Genomic DNA, 21,262 nt, shown 5'->3' with positions numbered 1-21,262 from the left:
CCTGCAGGCCTGGTTCACATTATCGGAGCACATCGTTCGTGCGAAGGATGTGTGCTACTTGCACAAAACACGTATGAACAACGCGCGGCATGCACGCGAAACCGAATGAACGATGCATATGCTCTTCCGATGCTGCTCAGGCAGGGAGCTTGCCAGGAGGATATCGACGCGGCCTGCCAGGTTCTGCCATTGAAGTGCGGGGGAGAGCGGCTTTCGATCCATGCGGAGGCAAACACGAGCATCAACCATCCCGAGTCAGTCATTCCGGCGGTCAGGTATCAGGCTGTGGCTGGCGAGAATGTGCTCGTGATTCTGGTTCGCGTGCCATGCAGTAGAATGCAAGGCGTGGAGGCGACTGCTAAGTCCGGAAACGTATGGAATGAAGGTGTTGGCTAAACCTTCATAACATGCAATGCGCTGGTCAGAAGGGCGAGTGCGAAGGCTGGGGCCCATGGCGAGAATGGCAGGATAGGCTGGTACGTTCTTCTGACCGATGTGCTGAACAGATTCGAGATTTCAAATTCCCAGAACTGACACTTTTCCAAGATATTCAGAGGCTCATTTCGTCACTAATCCGAAATTACGTCTGTTGGCAGCTTGGCGCTGCGGCATGAGAATGCCCTGCTTGCAGAGAAGCGAAGCGGGGCATTTGCAGATGCATGAGCGAGTCTATGACTACAGGGTGCTCTGTCCCCATTGCACGGTGCAGGGGAGGACCTGGTGCGGATCTATCTTTCCGGTGCCGCTGATGAGGTCGAGGAGGATCTTTGCTGCCTCAATGTGTCTGTTGGAAGTTTTCCGCCGGAGGTTTGCTTTGCAGCTTTGCGCCAGTTAAAAGATGCGAATAGATTTCATCCCGTTTAGGATTCGTACTGAAGCGCACCGAGAAGGAATATAGGTACATAGAGCACGCTATCTTTCTCGAAGATATTCGATTCTGCAAAGACGTAGGCGTTGTCGATCGAATACTCAGGCACTTCGAGTGCATGGTCAAGCGCCGAATGAGTCATGTACGATCCGCCTTTCTTTATTTCAAGCGCATCGATTCCGCCATCCTGGTGCTCTGCCAGGAAGTCGAGCTCTCCAATTTTCTTGGATGTGAAATAGCGTAGCGAGAATCCATGCGCTGCCAGCTCCTGTACCGCGAATGCTTCATAGGCAGCGCCCATGTTGACAGTTGCCTTCCCATCAAGCAGGCCCTGATAGCTGCTCTTCGGCAATGCTGCAGCAAGCATTCCGGCATCAAGATAGAAGAGCTTGAATTTGTTGCGCTCTTCGTAAGCCAAAAGCGGTGCGGATGGAGCGACGACATTGTAGACTGCCAAGGCGACGCCCGCCTGTACAAGCCAGAGAAACTGATTTTCGACCTGCGTGAATCGTTTGACGCCTTGTATGGAGCCGAAATTGAAACGGCGCGTCTTGGAGAGGGCCTGGCTTGGAATCAGGTCATAGATTTCTCGAATGGTCAGACGCAGTTCGGGCGGTGCATACTTCGTGATATCGAGACGGTAGAGGCCATGCAGGTCCTGCTGTACAGTCCTGACCGAGTCAATATTGTTGGTGGCAAGGAAAGCATTCACGGCATCAGGCATTCCGCCGACCATAAGATAGCGGTGGAAGAGATCGAGCAGCCTTGTGTAGAGGAATTCAGGCAGAGCACGTCTTTCCTCGAAGCATTGGACGGCCTGCTGATATACCGCTTCATTGAGACCATTGGCCCAGCAGAATTCCTCGAAATCGAGAGGATACATCTGCACCTTCGTGACATAGCCGACGGGCAGGGAATATATCGAATCGAGGCGCACGCCGAGGAGGGAACCGGTGAGTATGAACCGATATGTGCCTTTCTGAACCAGATATTTGATATAGGTGACGATATTGGGGCATTCCTGCACCTCGTCGATGATGATGGCAGTCTTGTTCGGCACGAGAGGAGACGTTGCAGCTACGGACATGCGCAGTTCGAGATCGTCCGCACTCTTGGCGGCGGAGAACGAGTCTCGTATATCAGCATTCTCGATTAGGTCGAATTTCACGACATTCTCGAAATGGTCGCTGCAGAAGGCATCAACCAGATAGCTCTTGCCAACCTGGCGTGCACCCATGACAAGAAGCGCTTTCATGGAAGGCGCTTCGAGCCAGCTTTCGAAGAGCCTATAGGCTTTCCTTTTGAGCATCCTGCTTCTCCGCTTCGTAAGACACAAATGCGTAAATTTAAATCTGAGTATATGACAAAAATCCTAAATTTATATCCTCGATAGATTGCAAAAATCCAAGATTTCAAAGATATGCAAGCCAACATCTCTTGCTTTCTGCCGATAGCTGAGCTTGGAAAGGATGGATAAACAACGCTCGTGTGCGCTCGCTGACCTGGCACTCAGAGGCCTCCGAGAAAATGACACAGCCTCCTTTCCTGAAGGGAGAGGAGGCTGTGTCATGGATAATCTGGCAATTGGACTACAAAGTGCTCTGTCCCCATTGCACAGTGCAGGGGAGGACCTGGTGCGGATCGATCTTGCCGGCGCCGCTGATGAGGTCGAGGAGAATCTTTGCCGCCTCGACGCCTTCCTTGAAGGCGGGCTGCGCGATGACAGAGACCGACGGGGAGGCGACTGCTGCCCAGTCAGTGTTGTCGAAGCCGAGAAGACCAATCTCTTTCGGCATGCGTCCATAGAAGTCGCGCATAGCGACATAGATGTCGGGCAGGGCCCAGCAGTTCGGAGCGAAGACGAGCGTCGGCACCGTGCATTCGTCGAGCTGCTCATGCAGCCATGCCGTGAGCCCCTCTTGAGGCACACCCCTGTCGGGAATCACGAAGTGCTCGGAGGGGAGGCCCAGGGCTTCGATCGTATCGGTTGTGCCCTGGAGGCGTTCGGTCCTTGAGCTCAGAAGCTGCGGCTCTGCCGCCACGACGAGCACGCGCTCATAGCCTTTGGCAAGCACCTCGGAGAGGGCCCGCTTCGTGGCTTCGTAATTGTCGGTCTTGACCCAGCTTGCCGTGTAGTCATAGTACTTGGAGTCGAAGAAGACGAGCTTCTTGCCGGAGCTTCCGATCGCCTCTGCCACTTCGCGGAAGCGTGCGGTCGGCTGCACGATGAAGCCATCCACCCCGACCGAGATGAGGCGGTCGATCAGGGCATGCTCGTTGTCGCGGTCGAAGTTTGAGCTCGATATCAGAAGGCGGTATCCTGCCTCGCTTGCCACCGAGTCGATGCCTTTCACAATCTGGTTCGAGAAGTGGTTCGCGATGTCGCCGACGACGACGCCTATCAGATAGGTCTGCTTTGCATTCATGCTGCGCGCCAAGGGGCTCGGCTCATAGCCGGTCTCGCGGATGACCTGGCCGATCCTGTCATGGGTCTCCTTCGACATGCGGTCGGTGTGTCCATTGAGGTAGAAGGAGACCGTCGTCTTCGATGTCCCTGCCAGGCGGGCAATCTCTGTGATCGTGACACGCTTCTTGGTGCTCGGCATCGTGCTTCCTCGGGATGAAGAGGGTTTAGTAAACCAATAATAGCATGGGACACGGAGAAGTCATGCTTCCCGTGTCCCATGGATGATGCTCTGCAGCAGCTGCTAGGCGAGAATCTCCTTGACGGCTGCAATGACCTCGTCATCCGTTGCCTCGGCGAAGAAGTACTCCTGGAAGTGCTCGCCTGCGAAGGCGCCCTTCACGAGGTCGCGGTCGAGGTCGCGCAGGAGCTCCGTGAACGGACGGAAGTTCGTGGCGCGCACCGCATCGAGGATCTTCTTGTTGCGCTGCTCGGGCTCGACGCGCTCTGCCGGATAGCCATTGCCGGAGCCGAAGCCGAAGAGCTTCTCGAACGTGTACTCGAGGTTGAGCTCCTGGCCCCAGCCGTTCTTGAGGGCGAAGGGCATGGCGACAGCGTTGCCGTCATTGATCTGGGCAAAGGTGTAGGCATCGAGCGGATCCTCGACGTGTCCGCAGATGACGCCGGGGAAGGAGTTGAGCGCGAGCATGGCGCCTTCCCCGGTGCCGCAGCCGGTGACCACATAATCTGCTGCCTTGCCGTTCAGAAGCGTTGCGGCAAGGATGCCGTTCTGGACATAGGTGAGCTGGGCAGCGTCGTCTGCGGCATACATGCCGTAGTTGAAGACCTTATGTCCCATCGGCTCTGTGACCTTGCGCAGTGCCTTCTCGATCATGGCATTCTTTGCTGCCTGGCTGTTCTCGTTGATAAGGGCAATTCTCATGATGGTGTGCCTTTCATACTGAAGGGGTATTCTCGGGGGAAGACAGGCGCCAAGGAGAAGAGACGCCTGTCTCTTGGTGCTACTGCGGCTGCTTGCCGATGTAGGCAAGGATGCCGCCATCCACATAGAGGATGTGGCCGTTCACGAAGTTCGAAGCGTCGGAAGCAAGGAAGACGGCCGGGCCCTTGAGGTCCTCGGGCGTGCCCCAGCGTCCTGCCGGCGTCTTTGCGCAGATGAACTGGTCGAAGGGATGGCGGGAGCCATCAGGCTGGATCTCGCGCAGCGGGGCGGTCTGCGGCGTTGCGATGTAGCCCGGCCCGATGCCGTTGCACTGGATGTTCGCGCCGCCGAACTCGGAGCAGATGTTCTTCGTGAGCATCTTGAGGCCGCCCTTGGCTGCCGTGTAGCCGGCAATGGTCTCACGTCCCAGCTCGCTCATCATCGAGCAGATGTTGATGATCTTGCCGTGGCCCTTCTCGATCATGCCCGGGATGCATGCCTTTGCCATGATGAACGGTCCGACAAGGTCGATATCGACGACCTGGCGGTAGTCCTCGACGGACATGTCGAGCATCGGGATGCGCTTGATGATGCCGGCATTGTTCACGAGGATGTCAGGCGTCGTGCCGAAGGTCTCAGAGATCTTGTCCATGAGGCCCTTGACCTGATCCTCGACCGTGACATCGGCCACGAAGCCATGGGCTGTGATGCCGAGCTCCTTATACTTCTTCTCGGCCTCGTCGATGCGCTCCTGACGGCGGTCATTGAAGGCGATCTTGGCGCCAGCCTGTGCAAGTGCCGTCGCGATGGCAAAGCCGATGCCGTAGGTGGCACCGGTGACGAGGGCAAGCTTCCCCTCGAGGGAGAAGCTCTTCTGGGGGTCGAATCTCTCTTCCATCCATATCCTCCTAGAGGTCTCATATCAGCGTTCCTGCTGTGCAACTCTGATAGTAAACCAGTTTTGCAAACTTGCAAGAGAGCAAATGGACGCTCCGGAGAAATTGCCTGGAAAGTTTGGTATCTGCCACACATTATGCAGAATGGATGCTTGTCCGTCTCATCGGGCTAGTGGCAAAACGGTTTATTAAACAGGCAGAGCAGGACACAGGGAGCCTCTGTGCGGGTGCGCAGAGCTCCTGGCCAAGGACAGGACAAGGAGCCCTGCCGGCATGGGCCAGCGGGGCTCCTTGGAAGCATCATGCTGCAGCAGCTCTCTCAGCGCTCGGGGACAAAGCCATCCGAGTAGTCGGGCTTTGCGAGCCAGCGCTTCCTCAGAAGGAAGGCAACGGCCTTGGGCTGGCGGTCGCGGGTGAAGGCGCCCTTCCTGTTGCCGTCGACTCTCATGATGCCCTCGGTGGTCTGGAAGTCGCAGAGATTCCAAGGCTGCTCGCCGCAGATCCAGTCGAAGGAGTCGAAGATCTTGTGCTGGAGCTCGAAGAACTCGAGCTGGTACTCCTCGCTCCACATGACGCTCGGCAGCTTGTGCACTCCCGCCATGGTATCGGTGCCGTACTCGGTGAACATGAAGGGCTTGTCAGGCTCGAGCTCCTCCCACTTGTGGAGCTCCTCTGTAAGGATCTGCTCGGCATCCTGGATGCGCGGGCCGCCCGACACATACCATCCGTCATAGCGGTTGAGCATCATGAAGTCGGCAAGATGGGTGCATTTGTCGATGCCGGCACGGCACCGGGTGACATTCGTGTAGCTGCGCGGGCGCTTCTGCGGGTCGAGCTCGAGGGCCCGGGCAAAGACCTTCTCGGCGTAGGGGACGGCTGCCTCGGAGGAGAAGTCGGGCTCGTTGAAGAGCGACCAGGCACAGACGCTTGCATGGCGCTTGTCGCGCTCGATGAGCTCTTCCACAGCCGCAAGATGTGCCGGCAGGGTCTTTTCCTGAACGGCAGGATCGTCGAAGAAGGTGGCGCCCTGCGCCTTGGTCGTGGCATCGGCGAAGTTCTTGGTCGAGCGCAGCATGCCGACAGCAGCTACCTCGTCGATTACGAAGAAGCCTTCGCGGTCGGCTTCGTAGAGCTGCTCCTCCGCATAGGGGTAGTGGCTCGTGCGGAAGGAGTTTGCGCCCATCCACTTCAGGAGCTCGAAGTCGCGGTGATTCACGACAGGATCCGTGCCCCTGCCGTGGACCGGCGAATCCTCGTGGCGCCCGAAGCCCTTGAGGTAGACCGGGTGGCCATTGACGAGGATCTGGCGGTGCGAGATCTCGACGGTCCTGAGCCCGATCTCGTCGTACCACTCGTCGACGAGCGTGTCCTCGTCCCAGATCTGCACGGAGAACGTATAGAGATAGGAGGCGCGCAGGTTCCAGAGATGGGCAGATTCGATCTCTATCGTGCCAGCAGAGCCCACGGCCGAGGCGACCTCGTCTCCGTCCTCGTCGAGGACATGCACCTCGACGCGGTGGGTGCCTGTCGTGCACACCGTGTAGCTGACACGGGCCGTGGAGCCACCGTCTGCCTGGGGCACGATCTCGGTCGTGACCGCAAAGTCCTCGATGCGCTCTTTTGGGGTGGCAAGCAGGCGTACCGTGCGGTTCAGACCGCTGTAGTTGAAGAAGTCAAAGTAGGGCGCGCAGATCTTCGTGCCATCGCGCAGCGTCGCCGTGCCGCCACAGGGGATGGTTTGCTCGGTGAGCTCGTTGTTGACAAGGACGGCGACCGTATTCCAGTCGTTGAACCTCACGTGTCCATTGAGATGGGCCACGAAGGGCGTGAAGCCCCCTTCGTGGGAGGCGACCTCGTCCCCGTTCACGAAGACCCGTGCACGGTGCGTCGCGGCATCGAAGCGGATGTCGAGCTCCTTGTCCTGCCACTCGCCGGGGATGAAGACCTTCCTGAGATACCAGAAATCGCCGTAGTACTCGCGGCTCGCCTTGTCGGTGAAGATGTCGTTGAAACTGGCAGGCACCGGCATCTCGATCGGGTCGGGAAGGCCTGTGGCCCACCTCTGGGAGACTCCCTGGCGCTCGGGATCGAACTGGAAGTCCCAGACGCCCGAGAGGTCCTCGATGCGGCGGGTGCGCGTGATGCGCGGATAGAGCGATGCAAAAGACATTTCGGAACCTTTCTTGTTGTACAGGCCCTGGTCCGTGGCGTGAGCGGGTGTGGCCTGAGGTAGTATGGGGCAAGTATTGCAGATTGGATCTTGATGGCTTGACGCAGGGCCAGGATATGCGCATTCGGTCATGGCTGTTCCGCATCAGGTCCCTTCTCGGAAAGGTATGGTGGAGCCGTGACGCCCGAAGAGCTCGACAGGCAGCTGAGGACGCTTTCCGACCATGAGCGGCTCTACCGCGAAGGAGCTGTCCCTGCGCCCGAGCAGCGCCGGTTCGTGGACGTTGGAGGCCGGCAGGTCATGCTCTCGCGCTTCCATGCGGGAAAGCCGGGGACTTTCGGCATCCCGTCTGCGTTCATCCGTGCCAAGCGCCACTCCCGTTTCCGGAACTACCCGCTGCACATGCATGACTTCGTCGAGCTTGCCTACATGTATAGCGGGCATTGCCTCGAGGTCGTGAACGACGGGATACTCGACGTGGCGAAAGGGCAGGTACTGCTCGTCGACTCCGACACTGTCCACACGATACAGCCGCTTTCCGAAGACGACATTCTCGTGAATGTACAGATCGACAAGCGCTACTTCGATACGAGCTTCTTCAGCAGGTTCGACTCGGACAGCATCGTGACCTCCTTCTTCGTGCGCTCGATCTCGAAAGGGGCAGCGCACGACAGCTTCATCCTGTTTCCTTCCCAGGAAAGCCGCCGCCTTCCGCTCTTCATGAACGAGCTTCTCTGCGAGGCATTCGATCCCTCGCCGCGGTCGGAGGAGATGGCAGATGCGCTGCTGACGCTCGTGCTTGCGGAGCTCGTGAATGTCTGCGAGCAGAATGCCAGCTCGGGGACAGCGCCGATCGCGAGTCCGGCACTCAATGTGCTGCGCTACATAGAGGCCAACTACCGTACCTGCACGCTTTCCGGGTGTGCCCGCGAGCTCGGCATGAGCACGAGCTATATCACGAAGATGCTCAGATCCGAATGCGGCCAGACCTTCAAGGAGCTGGTCCAGAAGCAGCGCATCATGGTAGCCGAGCGCCTGATTGCAGGAGGCGTGTCCTCCATTGCGGATGTGGCATCGGAAGTCGGCTATCAGAACATGAGCTACTTCTACAAGATTTTCGAGCGCGAGTGCGGCATGCTTCCGGGTGCCTGGCGCCAGCACTGCCTCGAGCAGGCGCAGAACAGATAGCAGAAGCCTGGCAGCAGCGCAGGCTGCTGCCAGGCAGGAAATGGGGGCGAAGCTAGTCCTCGAGCAGTGCCGGATCCGTGATCATCGAATCGTCGAAGCCGAAGAGGTAGGTGCCCACAGCTGCGCCGATAAAGCCGATGGCTGCGCAGATCGGGGCGGCCCAGCCGCCGGGGAAGAAGAACAGCGCCGGCATCGTGATCAGGTTCACGCCGATGAAGGCCGTGCGCTGAAGCCCTGCCACGGCGATGGGGATGGAAGCGGCAGCAGAGGCGATGCAGGCAATGACAAAGGGCTTCTTGAACTTGAGGTTCACGCCGTAGATGGCAGGCTCGGTCACGCCGGCAAGAAGTGCCGTGATCCAGTTCGGGCCGGCAAGCTCCTTGAGCTTGAGGTTCTTGGTCTTCAGGAAGACGCCGAGGCAGGCACCGGCCATTGCGAAGTTGCAGCCCCAGGAGAGCGGGGAGAGCCAGTCATAGCCAAGCGTGGCCATGTTGTTGAGGACAATCGGCGTGAAGGCAGCATGGGCGCCGAAGATGATGAGGATCGGCCAGAGGCCTGCGAAGATCATGCCGGCGATGATCGGGGCGACATTGTAGACAGCCAGGATTGCATCGGCGATGAAGGTGCCGGCAATCTGGAAGATCGGGCCGACGCAGATGAGCTCGACAGGCACCAGGACAATCAGGCAGATCATGTAGCCGAAGAGCGAGAACAGGGTCTGGTTCATGTGGCCCTTGAGGAACTTCTCGAGCTTTGCGAGCAGCCAGGTCATGATGACCGGCGGGATGACGGAAGAGGCATAGGAGACCAAGGTCACCGGGATGCCGAAGAAGTCGAGCGGCGTATGCGCGGCGTAGGCTGCGGTGATCGTGGTGTAGAGCATCGGGAATACGACGGCAAGTGCCACAAACTTGTTCGTCTTGAACTTCTCGGCAGCCGAGACGGCCAGGACGAAGGGAAGGAACTGCATGAAGCCATCAGCACCGGCATACAGGACCGTGTAGGCACCGGTCTGGCTGAAGCCGGGGATGAAGTTGGAGAGCATGATCAGGAGCGCCTTGAGCATGCCGGTCGCGATGAAGCCGCCCATGAAGGGGAAGAAGATGCCGGAGACCGTCTCGGAGAAGCGGTCGAAGACATTGCCCTTCTTCTGGTCATCGTCTGCGGGGACCTCGCCGCCGGCAAAGGCTGAACCGAGCTCGGCGATGGCAGCATCGTATGCATTCTCGACATCGGTGCCGATCACGACCTGGTACTGGTTATTGCCGTGCACGACATCGATCACGCCGGCAATCTTCTTGACGGAAGCATCGTCTGCCTTGGACTCATCCTTGAGGACGAAGCGCAGGCGGGTGACGCAGTGCGTCACGGAGACGATATTGTCCTTTCCGCCGACCTCGTCTATCACAGACGCTGCGAGAGCCTTGTAATCCTTTGCCACGTCGCATCCTTTCTCCCAGAAGGCATCGTGCCTTCCCCTGTGTGCTGACAGCCTTAAGTAGACCGGAATCAAGGAATCGGCACGATAACGTAAAACGGAGGAAAATTGACCAAACTGTTATAACAGTATCGCGGCAAACGGCTGGAAAATAGCCGTGAGTGGTCAGCAATGTCCAGGAAGACTGACCATATTGGGAGCAGATGGGGCATAAACAGATATAACAGATAGCGGAGCGCAGCAGCATGTTCCGTTGTGCATACAGCATGCGTACACCCTTTCCCTGTACGGGACAGCGAAGGGCATGAATCCTCTCGAAGAGAAGCGGCAGGCAGGAGCACTTCTTGTGCCTTCAGCCTCTGCGGTCTTTTGCCGCTGCAGGCGGAACCTCTGATGGATGCTGCCTGCATCCGATGCCTGTCCTGCATTCAGACCTGGTTTGTGGACGCTGGGCAGTTCTATCTGAAAACAGACTGTAAAATCACTTGCTAATACAGCATCTGGTGCCTATTATCTTAATAAAATCTTAAGGGAAGGCCTGATGCTGCACGAGGCAGTTCTCTTGCATCGGTTCTTTCTGGTGACGATGGCACAGCGTGTATGGCTTCTGCTGGAGGTATCGATGCAACTGAGTGAGGCTGGCATTTCTGCCGAAACAGGCACGGGCAGGCCAAGGCCGCGGCTGCTGCAGAAATTGATTCGGGGGGGGGGCTCTCCTAGCAGCCCTTCTCGTGGCATTGGCCACTCCATCGCTTGCAGCTGCGGAGACCGTATCTAACCCGATCGGCTCCACCATGAACGTCTTCGACTACTGGATCGATTTCCAGACCGAAGACGACAGCAAGTGGGATACCACATGGACCAGCCCTGCTAACCGGGGCATCAATGCCAACCACAAGCTCAAGTTCCATCGCTATGACAGGGATGTCAATGCAACAAAGGGCGACCTCAACTCCTACCTGGGAGGAAGCGTCGTCAATCAGGGCATTGTTGCGAATACGCTTGGATCTGACGGCTACCCTGTGCTCTCGCAGAAAAATGGCGGAGAGTCTCTTGCCTATCTGTTCAATCCTGCTGTCCCGCAGAACGGCAAGGCATCCTATACAGACGCTACTTATCTCTTCCAGCAGGACGCCGATGGCTACTACTTCTATGACAGCTCCCAATATTGGGCGAAGCTCGACAAGAACTCGAAGCAGTTCACAGTGTCAGAGCTTCCAGCGGGCGCGAGCCACGATATCTACGGCGCAAATGAGGCCACCTATTATGGCTTCTTCCCGTTCGACCCTGAAATAAAGCCGCAGTACCACAGCACAAGCAGAGGCAATTACCATAACCACTATTTCGGCGTCACTATGACCACGCCGTTCACGCAGCCCTATGGCGGCATGGTGGAGAAGTCTGACGGCACCCTCGAGCCCATGAAGTTCGAGTTCTCGGGTGACGACGACGTGTGGGTCTATATCGACGGCGTCCTTGTAGGCGATCTGGGCGGCATCCATGGTGTCTCGACGCTCGATATCGATTTCAGGACGGGCGAAGTGACGATTGGCGATGTGGGCTCGAAGGGTCAGAAAAGAACCTACACACTGAGGGAACTCTATAGCGCTGCTGGCAAGGAAGGCGCGGTGGCTTGGAATGGCAACACGTTTGCCGACTACTCCAGCCACAAGATGAACTTCTTCTATATGGAGCGCGGCAACCAGCTCTCCAACATGAAGATCAAGTACAACCTTGTGGGCGGTGGCTCGATTTCTGCAAAGAAGACGCTCACGTCGGGCGGGAAATCTGTTGCTCTCCGTCAAGGACAGTTCCAGTACGAGCTGCGCGGCTACTACGACGATAAGGGCTACGACGATAAGGGCAATGCACCAGTCATGCCAATCGGCATCCCGAAGAGCCCTGTTGCGGCAGACGAGACAGGATCTTCCTACACCTCTGCCACGGTAGGATGTGCTGCTGACGGCAGCGTCAACTTCGGTGCCATGCAGCTTGGCGCCAAGAATGCAGGCAAGACCTACCGCTATAGCGTGCGCGAGGTCGTTCCTGCAGATGCCACGGACAACCATGATGGCACCTTCACCCAGGACGGCGTGGTCTACGACGGGCATGTGCATTATCTCGAGGCTTCCGTGAAGCAGGAGACTGATGGCAGCTATACCGTTCAGAAGACCTGGTATAGCGATAGCGGCTTCACAAAGAAGGAGGGAAGCGGCGAGAGCTATGTCCCGGCGTTTGCCAACTCCTATAAGAGCGGCAACAGCATTGACCTTAAGGTCCAGAAGACGCTCGTCGGCGATGCGCTCGAGAAGGATGCGTTCGCCTTCGTGCTCAAGGACTCGGATGGCACCCAGATTGGCACCGCGACGAACGGCGAAGATGGCATCGCGCATTTCAAGGTCTCAGGATTCCATCCTGCAGACTTTGGCTACAAAGATGGCACGATTAAGCGTACCTATACCATCTCCGAACAGGTGCCCGAAGGTGCAAAAGACAATGGGGATGGCACGTACACCAAAGACGGCATCGTCTATGCGTCAAAGCCGGTAACGGTCTACGTGAAAGGCACGTACAGCTCCAAGGCTGCAGGAGACCCCATCACGGTCACGACAAGCTACGACCAGGGGACGCTTTCTGCGGCGTATGAAGGCGGAAGGATCATCGCGTCCACATCCGGCATCACGGGCACGGCGACCATTGAGCCCATCACGGATGGTGCACCGATGTCTTCAAGCGCGAGCGTCCAAATCGGTGCGGATGGCAAAGCAGATTTTGGTACGGTCGACTTCTCGAAGGCAGATGCTGGCAAGTACAAATACCGCGTGAGCGCCGGAAGCCACGTTGCCGAGCTCGCTGTCACGATTGGCTCTCATGAAACTGCAATCGTGCCTTCGTTCGTGCAGGATGAAGGAAGGCCTTCCGGCACGCTGTCCGCAAAGGCGACAGGCCTTGGCGGCACAGCCACAATCAGCGCATCTGAAGGAGCGCCGTTACCGCAGAAGAGCTCTGCCGAGGTAGATGAGAAGGGGAAAGTCAGCTTCGGCACAGTCGATTTCTCTGCTGCAGCTGCAGGCACCTATACCTATACCATCACGGTCGGCGGCAAGACCGCCACAGTGAAGGTCACGGTCAGCAAAGAGACGCAGACGGCAAGCGGCGTCTCGGGGAGCTATGCCCTCACATTTGCAGGAAACGGCAGATACTTCCTCCATGTGACTGCCAATGTGGGCACCGCTTACAATGGACAGACGCTTGCGCTCTCTCCTTCGGACAACATGGGCTGGGCCCGTGCGACAGCAAAGGTGACGAACGGCGTTGCAGACTTCGGCTATGTCGAATGGTGGGATGTTGCAAGCGAATCCCACAGCTTTACCATCCGTACATCGGAGAGCTGGAATTACACGACGCTCGGCTCGTTTACGGTCACAGAACCCAACCATGGTCCAGGCACGAGTGGAAACATCGGCGCACAGGCAACGACAGTCACCAAGCTCACGTCCAAGGCAGATAACTTCTCTGAGACCACGTCTGACATCACCGCGGCAAGTCACGAGATTGCGGTCGCTGCAGATATCCCGACAATCACCAACCGCGCTGTGGTCGAGGTGCATGCGACCAAGGTGTGGAACGATGGCAATGCTGACCCAAAGAATCACCCAGAGGTGACCTTCCATCTTCTGCAGAAGGTCCGCGGCGCCAAACCCACGAGGGTCGAGGGTCAGGACAGGACCATCAAAGCAGGTGCGACAGGAGACGGCCTTACCGTGATATGGAGGAACCTCCCCAAGCGGGATGCTGATGGGAACGTGATTTCCTATTCGGTGGAGGAGGAGACTCTGCCAGGGTATTCTTCCGAGATCAAAGGTTCTGCAAGCGATGGCTTCACGGTCACCAATACGCCGAGCTTCGGATTCTCGCTCCTCAAGAAGGGTGTCGCGGCAGATGGCAGTGCGCAGGAAGGACCGCTTCCTGGTGCGAAGTTCACCATCCAGACTGCTGACAGCTACGTAATGACCGACGGAAGCCTCTCGAAGGACAAGGTCGAACTCACGACGGGCAACGACGGAACGATCTTCATCTCCAACAAGCTGCACCCTGGCACCTATACCATCACGGAGACTGCGGCGCCGCAGGGCTACCAGCTTCCCAAGGGAAAGATGACCCTCGTTATCAAGGGTGACGGATCGGCAGAGTTCACAAGTCTCTCAGGTACGGAGAGCACCATCAAGACCAACGAAAAGGGGCAGTTCTCGATCACCGTCACTGATGTCAAGGCAGTAGGCAGCCTCCCTGTTACAGGAAGCATCGGCGATGGCCCGCTGTTCTTGCTGGGTGTCGCGGCCATAGCGTGGGCAGTCGTACGTATCGGGCTCTGGCACCGTTCCTAGCGGGATGCCATCCCCGAGCCATAGGCAATCCGTCCGCATCTGCGGGCTTGGATAAGCAGATACAGGAAGTTCGTTTGCAGGGCCCTTTGGGCAAGACAAGGAGGAATCATGGATTACCGCTACAGAAGAAGGATTGGGGCGTTTCTGAGCGCTGCTGCACTCATTGCTGCAATGAGCCCAGCCACTGCGTTCGCCAAGACGAGCGACACGGATGTTGACGATTCGACGCTCACGATCACAGGGCTCAATAAGGACGATACCGTCACGGCATATCAGGTTTTCGATGCGGATATCGATAGCGCGAACAATCTGACGTACACCGCGGCGACCGGCCTGCCCGAGGCGTACAACACGCCGGCGAAGCTCTCGGCGCTCACGACCGACGAGCAGAAGAAGAAGGCGGCCGGCGACGCCTACTCCCAGGCGTTCACCAAGAAGGAGAACCCCGCGACTCCCGCCAACAGCCATACGGCTACGGGAACCGCTAACGACAGCGGGGAGGCCACCCTCACACTCGACTCCGGCTATTGGGTCGTCGTCGTGACCTCCACGAGCGGCGAAACCAAGGTGTTCCAGCCGACGACCATCGACGCGAGCCCCGTCGCCGGGGCCGATGGCAAGTACTCCGCCAAGACGCTGGCCAGCCAGGAGGTCAAGAACGAGCCTGTGGACGTCAAAAAGGGCGTCGGCACCGGGTACAAGGAGAAGACCGACCAGTACACCGTTGGGCAGTCGGTTCCCTTCAAGGTCACGACCAACGTGCCCAACTACCCCACGAACTCCAAGGACGCCACCTTCACGGTGAACGACCGGCCGACAGACGGCCTCAAGATTCAGACCAACACCATCAAGGTCACGGTCGGCACTACCACGGTCTGGGAGGGCGGCAAGGCTACTGCGGACGGGGCGAACGCATTCAAGGATGCCACCACCACGCAGACGGAGACGGGCTACACGTTCGACTTCGAAAAGGAGTTCGTGCTCGCGCACCCCGGCCAGGCAGTAGAGATCACGTACGACGCGACCCTGACCTCCGCCGCGTTCTCGCACAGCGCGACCGACGTGACGGGCAACACCGCCACGGTGACCTTCAACCCCAACCCCTACAGTGACTCGACAGTCACCCCGGACAAGACCACGCAGGTCCAGACCTACGGCTACGCCTTCCCCAAGACGGACAAGGACGGCAAAGCGCTCGAGGGCGCGACCTTCACGCTCTATGACGCCAGCGGAGCCAACGAGATCAAGGACGAGAACGGCCACTCCATCACCTCGACCTCGACCATAGTCAACGGCAAGGCCTACGTCTACTTCGAGGACCTGGGTGCCGGCACCTACACCGCGAAGGAGACCAACGTCCCCGCCGGCAAGCAGAAGGCACAGGACTTCCAGTTCACCCTCAACGAGAGAAATGCCAAAGCCGACAACCCCGCAACAGAGGTCACGGAGAACAACTACCTGGTCAGCAATAGCAATGTTGTCGACCCTGACCAGCCCCTGCTGCCGGTGACGGGCGATGCCGGCACGGCCGTCCTCACTATCGGCGGTGTAGCGCTTCTCGGTGCTGCCTGCCTTGTCGCTTCACGCAGCCTCAAGCGCTCCAAGTAAGCAGCTGAGTCTTGTTTCATCTGAGCAGACATAGAGCGAGAAAGCCGGAAGGGGCAGCAGCCTCTTCCGGCTCTTCTGTCGGCACCCGCCATAGCGTGAGGACCTTAGTGGCAGCTATCCTGCTGGCGCTTGCCGGCATAGCGGCCATCCTCTATCCCTACGCAAGCGACTATCTCGCCCGCAAGGAGCAGGCGGCGGTAGGCGTGCGCCAGGAAGACATTGTCGCGCAGGCTCCAGAACAGGATCTCTCGGCGGAATGGGAAGCTGCACGTGCGTTCAACCAGCGGCAGCTTGAAGGACGTGTTGTGGTATCCGATCCTTTTGATCCGAACAATTCCACGCCGTCCGATGAAGAGTATGCAAGCGTCCTCAATATTTCGGGCGATGGTGTCATGGGCCAGCTCATCATTCCTTCCATCGGGGTGAACCTGCCTATCTATCATGGTGTATCCGATGAGGCACTCCTCAAGGGTGTAGGGCATCTTCCCTCCACGTCGCTTCCTGTCGGAGGGCCTTCCACCCACTGTGTCCTTGCCGGCCATACCGGCCTTCCTTCTGCCAAGATTCTGGGTGACATAGACCGTCTCCAGGAAGGCGACTGGTTCATCATCCGTGTTCTGGGAGAGGACCATGCCTACCGCGTGACAGGTTCCGAGGTGGTGCTTCCTGCCGAGACGCAGAGCCTTGTGACACAGGAGGGAAAGGACCTCGTGACGCTTGTCACCTGCACGCCCTACGGCGTGAACACGCACCGGCTCCTTGTCCATGCAGAACGCTGCGACGTGCCGCAGGAGTGGCTCGACATGCAGGACAAGAAGGACGATGTGCCGCTTCTCAGTCCAGCCGACGAAGGTGCGCCTCTGCTGGTGTTCTCCCTGATAGGTGCTGGTATTGGGGCGGGCCTCATCGTCCTGTGCCTGATTGCTGCACGCGCCAAGAAGCGCAGGTCTGTCCCTGCTCCGAAGCATGCGCGGGAAAGCAGGAGAAGCTGATCGCGTCTTCAGGCTTTTCGCGCTATTGATTGCCGGCATCTTCCGGCGGTACAATGCAAGACAGGCGGACGGATTCGCCCCGTCCCCGAATCCCTGACAGAATCGTTAGGGTTCTTTCAAAGCTCCTGCGCTATCTGCGCGGGGGCTTCATCTTTCTCGCCTCCTCACAAGCGGAGGGTCGACAGGACAAGCTGGGCTACAAGAATCAGAATTTCAAGAACATCGTGAACTTCTTTCATCTGTCCGTCTCCTTATCCGGAATTCGGAGACGGTCCGCCGCCTGCCTTGCATCATGCCGCCTCTGCAGCCAGGAGCTTCGGCCTGTTCGTAAAGACGAATACGTGTTCTATACTGCTCTCATAGCGGCTTGATATGACGGAATCAAGAGGGATCCTGGCCATAGCGTGCTGCTGGATATCTCGGAGCGGCTTTGTCCAGTGGTCCGCGGTCTTGCTCTCTTTTGCAGATGGGCTTCCGAGTGATGCATCCTGCAGGAGCGTGGGAGAGCCAGCGAAGCGGTGGCACATGACATTGCTGCGGCAGCGAAGGACAGCTTGTCGTTGGCATCCGTGCTGTCCCTTATGGAACGCCTTCGCTCCAGCACCTCTCTGATTGGCTGTCTGCAAGTCTCGACGCGGCGAAGGCAGGCTCGGAAAGCCCTCGTCAGGAGCCAGGTCATCCCTTCCGGTGGCAGCAGCGTCATTGCTGCTCTGATATCACTGTGCCACGGCATGGCCATACCTGTCCGGATGTATGCGAGAGGCGTCCTGGCGGGGCTCTCTGGTTCTTATGGGAACCTCTTGCGGAAGAGGGGAGAAAGGCGCTGCAATGCAGAGCAGGCGGCACCCGGTTCTGGCGGGAAGAAGGCCGCTCCATTTCTTTCGGAAATGTTGGCAAGTGGCCGTTTCCGCTTATGCGGGGCGGCTATTTGCTTCTTCGGCCTGATCCTGCAATCAGGATTCCGAGCGTGGGAGCGGCAATCAGGACATCTGCAAAACTGAAGAGCGTTCCGTATGTGCCTGCCGCTGCTGCCGGCAGGGGAAACATTGGCGCTTCCCGAGACGGGCGACATGTCCGGCATCGCTTCGGTGGCCAGCCTTGCAGCATCGGGCATTGCAGCCCTTGCCGGAGCTTTTGCGCTCTTGAGGCGGCGTAGCAGCAGATAGTGCATAGCAGAGGGGTTCCGGGTCCTGCAGCCGGCAGCAGCGTGCTGCCGGCTGCAGCCAGAAAAGCTGTGCCATGCCAGAAAAGTCCCTTGGAAAGGCTGCTGCATTGGCAGATCAGTGCTCTAGCTGCTCCTTCTGGAAGGTGCCCTGCTCGATTTCCCGGAAGGCAGCGAGGAGCTCCTCTTCTGTGTTCATGACAATGGGGCCGCCCCAGGCGATTGGCTCATGCAGAGCCACAGAGCTCAGAAAGAGGACATGAGAAGGGGCATCGGGATCTGCTTCGATCTTTACCCTGTCACCCTCCTCGAGCTTGATGGCGGTCTTGGCACCAAGGGGAAGGCCTCCTATGGTGGCGCTGCCTTCGAGCGTGAATGCCATGACGCTCGCATCTTCGTTCACGGGTACGTTAAGCTTGGCCCCCGGATCGAGTGCGATCTCGTAGAAGTCGAGCGGCAGGTGCTGGCCTTCGAAGCCCTTGTGCTGCGTGCCCGCAGGATCTTCGTAGCTGCCGGCAAGAAGCCTCAGCGTCACGCCTTCTGCCGGGCGAACCTCCTCGACGTCTCCTGCGTGGATGGCATGGTAGAAGGGATGTGCCATCTTGTCCCTCTTCGGCAGGTTCAGCCAGAGCTGGATGCCGAGCAGGCGCTTGGCGGGCGGGATCTGCTCATCGTGCTCGATGCCCGAGCCTGCGCACATCCACTGCACCTCGCCGGCGTGAATCGTGTCGGAAAATCCCATCGTATCGCGGTGCTGGATGGCGCCTTCTGCCAGATAGGTCACGGTCTCGATGCCGCGGTGGGGGTGCAGGGGAAATCCTGCCGTATAGGCATCAGGGTCGGTGCTGTCGAAGGAGTCGAGCATGAGGAAGGGGTCGAAGGCTTCTGCAGTCTCGGCTCCGAGCACGCGTACGAGGCTCACGCCGGCGCCGTCCTGGGTGCGGTATCCCTTCACGACATGGGTTCCGTGGCGGAACATGGCATATCCAATCTCTCAAGGAGCGTCTGCTCCGGTGTCTGCTGCAGCAGGTATACCCGGGCGGCGTATATGTATGTGTTCATATGGCATATGCATGGGATGCACACGGAAGCAGAAGATGATGAGGAAACTGTGCCGAAGCGGTGCCCACAATGTTACAAGATCATGACACAGGGCAGATTCAGATGGAGTTTTGTGGCTGCTCTGCCGAAAGCCGCATCTGCGCTCTAGACTGGCATGCGAACGGTTTCATCTTGACTGCGCCTGTCGGCGTCAAGGAGCTCATATGCAGAATAAGCGCCTGTTCGCTTATGCACTCATGCTGCCCTGTGCGGCCTTCATTACGCTCTTCCTGCTCATCCCCATGTTCGCCACCTTCCTGTCGACTGTCACCGGTACGGGTGCCTTCTCGCTGGACGGGTATTGGCAGACGCTTGCCGACACCTATTTCCAGCAGGTCTTCTGGCGCACCATCAGGCTGTCCCTGATCACGGTGGCCATCTGCATCCTGCTCGGCTTTCCGGCAGCCTACTATGTGGCGCGCGTCGCGAAGAAGAAGAGCCTCTTCATTGCGATGACGCTGTTCCCGCTTATGACAAGCCCGGTCGTCCGCTCCTTCAGCTGGATGGTGCTTCTCGGCAAGAAGGGCACAGCCAACACGCTTCTGCAGTCTCTCGGCATCATCTCTTCGCCCATTCCGATGCTCTACAACGAGTTCTCGATTGTCGTCGGCCTGGTGCAGCTTTTCCTTCCGCTGATGATCATCTCGACGGTGGGCGTGATGGAGAACATCGACGAAGACCTGATGCTCGCATCGAACAGCCTCGGTGCAAGCCGTACCACGAGCTTCTGGCGCATCATGTTCCCGCTTTCGGTGCCGGGCCTCATCACGGGCTCTGTGCTCGTCTTCTGCGGCAGCCTCACTGCCTATACGACACCTCAGCTCCTCGGCGGCTCCGATACGCGCATGCTGGCGACGCTGATCTATCAGAACGGCCTCTCGCTCAATGACTGGACCGCAGCCTCTGTGGTCGCAATCATCATGATCGTGATTGCGGTCATCGCAACGCTTCTTATCGGCAAGCTGGCCCGCAAGGTCAATCCGGCAGCAGCCTGATGCTGCAGCTTTCGAAGCAAGATTTTTCGGACGTTTAGGGAGACCCATGGCACTTCTGGAACTCAAGGATGTCACAGCCGGCTACGGCGACAACATGATCTTGAAGCATTACAACATCGCGATCGAGAAGGGAAAGCTCGTTTCCCTGCTGGGCCCTTCGGGCTGCGGCAAGACCACGACGCTGCGCCTGATTGCCGGCTTTTCTGAGCCCCGGTCGGGCGAGGTGCTCTTCGACGGCAAGGACATCACCCGCATCCCTCCCAACAAGCGCAACTTCGGCTTCGTGTTCCAGAGCTATGCGCTCTTTCCGCACATGACGATCTTCGACAATGTGGCCTATGGCCTCAAGATGCGCGGCGTCGGCAAGGCAGAGATTGCCGAGCGCGTTCCCGAGATGCTCAAGACCGTCGATCTCGAAGGGCTCGAGAAGCGCTATCCGCGCGAGCTTTCCGGCGGCCAGCGCCAGCGTGTCGCCCTTGCCCGTGCTCTTGTCATCAAGCCGGACCTGCTTCTGATGGATGAGCCGCTCTCGAACCTCGATGCAAAGCTCCGCGTGAAGATGCGTGTCGAGATTCGCCGCATCCAGCAGGAGCTGGGCATCACGACCATCTACGTGACGCATGACCAGGAGGAGTGCTTCGCTATCTCCGATGAGGTCGCGATCATGAACAACGGCGTCATCGAGCAGATGGACGATCCGCAGCGCATCTACCAGCACCCTAAGACCGAGTTTGTCATGAACTTCGTCGGCTTCGACAACCGCATCGAGCTGGTACGCGAGGATGGGTTCTGGAAGGCCAAGGACGGCACGAAGATCGAGGCCGCAGAGCCGCTCGATGCTCCGGAAGCGCTTGCCTATCTGCGCTCGGACGATGTGGAGCTTGCGTCTTGGGACACGCAGGCCAAGAACTCTGTTCCAGGCACGATCGATGTCAAGACCTACCTGGGCAGGCGCTATCAGTACAACATCACGACGCCGCTTGGCACGCTTGTTGCCCGGGTCGAGGACGGCTCTGGCAAGGTAGGGGACAAGGTGGCGCTTGTGCTGCCGCCTGAACGCATGGCTCTTATCCGGAAGCCGCAGCACTAATAGGGGAGAAGGCTTCCGG

At 58.4% G+C, this 21,262-nt stretch carries 14 protein-coding genes; 7 read left to right on the top strand and 7 right to left on the bottom strand.

Annotated elements, in window-relative coordinates:
• Window positions 1-860: 860 nt before the first annotated feature.
• The 5 genes from ABVS03_RS09610 to uidA form a co-directional block, all read right to left on the bottom strand.
• A complete protein-coding gene (locus ABVS03_RS09610; RefSeq protein WP_368018932.1) occupies window positions 861-2,177 on the bottom strand; it encodes an ATP-binding protein in 1,317 nt (438 codons plus the stop codon).
• A 280-nt stretch (window positions 2,178-2,457) separates the two neighbouring features.
• Window positions 2,458-3,474: a LacI family DNA-binding transcriptional regulator gene (locus tag ABVS03_RS09605; protein WP_368018931.1), complete on the bottom strand. Its 1,017-nt coding sequence runs from the start codon at window positions 3,472-3,474 to the stop codon at window positions 2,458-2,460.
• A gap of 102 nt (window positions 3,475-3,576) precedes the next feature.
• Complete coding sequence (locus tag ABVS03_RS09600; protein WP_368018930.1) at window positions 3,577-4,215, bottom strand: RpiB/LacA/LacB family sugar-phosphate isomerase; 639 nt, start codon at window positions 4,213-4,215, stop codon at window positions 3,577-3,579.
• A gap of 79 nt (window positions 4,216-4,294) precedes the next feature.
• Entirely contained in the window at window positions 4,295-5,113 is an 819-nt protein-coding gene (locus ABVS03_RS09595) for a gluconate 5-dehydrogenase (protein ID WP_330972058.1), read from the bottom strand.
• Window positions 5,114-5,430: 317 nt separating this feature from the next.
• A complete protein-coding gene (uidA, locus tag ABVS03_RS09590) occupies window positions 5,431-7,281 on the bottom strand; it encodes a beta-glucuronidase (RefSeq protein WP_368018929.1) in 1,851 nt (616 codons plus the stop codon).
• A 177-nt stretch (window positions 7,282-7,458) separates the two neighbouring features.
• On the opposite strand from uidA, the gene ABVS03_RS09585 reads away from it, so the two are divergent.
• The gene (locus ABVS03_RS09585; protein WP_368018928.1) at window positions 7,459-8,469 is read left to right on the top strand and encodes an AraC family transcriptional regulator; all 1,011 of its coding nucleotides are present in this window, start codon (window positions 7,459-7,461) and stop codon (window positions 8,467-8,469) included.
• 52 nt (window positions 8,470-8,521) lie between these two features.
• Here the strand turns inward: ABVS03_RS09585 and ABVS03_RS09580 are convergent, their stop codons facing one another.
• On the bottom strand, window positions 8,522-9,910 hold the full coding sequence (locus ABVS03_RS09580) for a PTS transporter subunit EIIC (RefSeq protein WP_368018927.1): 1,389 nt from the start codon (window positions 9,908-9,910) through the stop codon (window positions 8,522-8,524).
• Window positions 9,911-10,638: 728 nt separating this feature from the next.
• Between ABVS03_RS09580 and ABVS03_RS09575 the strand changes: the two genes are divergently transcribed.
• From ABVS03_RS09575 to ABVS03_RS09560, 4 genes are all read left to right on the top strand, one after another.
• Window positions 10,639-14,295, top strand: a complete 3,657-nt coding sequence (locus ABVS03_RS09575; protein WP_368018926.1) for a Cna B-type domain-containing protein — start codon at window positions 10,639-10,641, stop codon at window positions 14,293-14,295.
• A 108-nt stretch (window positions 14,296-14,403) separates the two neighbouring features.
• The gene (locus ABVS03_RS09570; RefSeq protein ID WP_368018925.1) at window positions 14,404-15,903 is read left to right on the top strand and encodes an isopeptide-forming domain-containing fimbrial protein; all 1,500 of its coding nucleotides are present in this window, start codon (window positions 14,404-14,406) and stop codon (window positions 15,901-15,903) included.
• 107 nt (window positions 15,904-16,010) lie between these two features.
• A complete protein-coding gene (locus ABVS03_RS09565) occupies window positions 16,011-16,895 on the top strand; it encodes a class C sortase (RefSeq protein ID WP_368018924.1) in 885 nt (294 codons plus the stop codon).
• A gap of 1,013 nt (window positions 16,896-17,908) precedes the next feature.
• A complete protein-coding gene (locus tag ABVS03_RS09560) occupies window positions 17,909-18,061 on the top strand; it encodes an LPXTG cell wall anchor domain-containing protein (protein ID WP_368018923.1) in 153 nt (50 codons plus the stop codon).
• A 114-nt stretch (window positions 18,062-18,175) separates the two neighbouring features.
• Here the strand turns inward: ABVS03_RS09560 and ABVS03_RS09555 are convergent, their stop codons facing one another.
• Window positions 18,176-19,036 (bottom strand): pirin family protein, encoded by an 861-nt coding sequence (locus ABVS03_RS09555; protein ID WP_368018922.1) that lies wholly within the window; start codon window positions 19,034-19,036, stop codon window positions 18,176-18,178.
• A 286-nt stretch (window positions 19,037-19,322) separates the two neighbouring features.
• Here ABVS03_RS09555 and ABVS03_RS09550 point away from each other — a divergent pair, with 286 nt between their 5' ends.
• The gene (locus ABVS03_RS09550; RefSeq protein ID WP_368018921.1) at window positions 19,323-20,153 is read left to right on the top strand and encodes an ABC transporter permease; all 831 of its coding nucleotides are present in this window, start codon (window positions 19,323-19,325) and stop codon (window positions 20,151-20,153) included.
• Window positions 20,154-20,247: 94 nt separating this feature from the next.
• Window positions 20,248-21,243: an ABC transporter ATP-binding protein gene (locus tag ABVS03_RS09545; protein WP_368018933.1), complete on the top strand. Its 996-nt coding sequence runs from the start codon at window positions 20,248-20,250 to the stop codon at window positions 21,241-21,243.
• Window positions 21,244-21,262: the final 19 nt, after the last annotated feature.

It is taken from the genome of Olsenella sp. AGMB03486 (assembly GCF_040884255.1).
Classification (GTDB): Bacteria; Actinomycetota; Coriobacteriia; order Coriobacteriales; family Atopobiaceae; genus Olsenella_L; species Olsenella_L kribbiana.
This window is presented reverse-complemented; position numbering and strand designations above follow the sequence as displayed.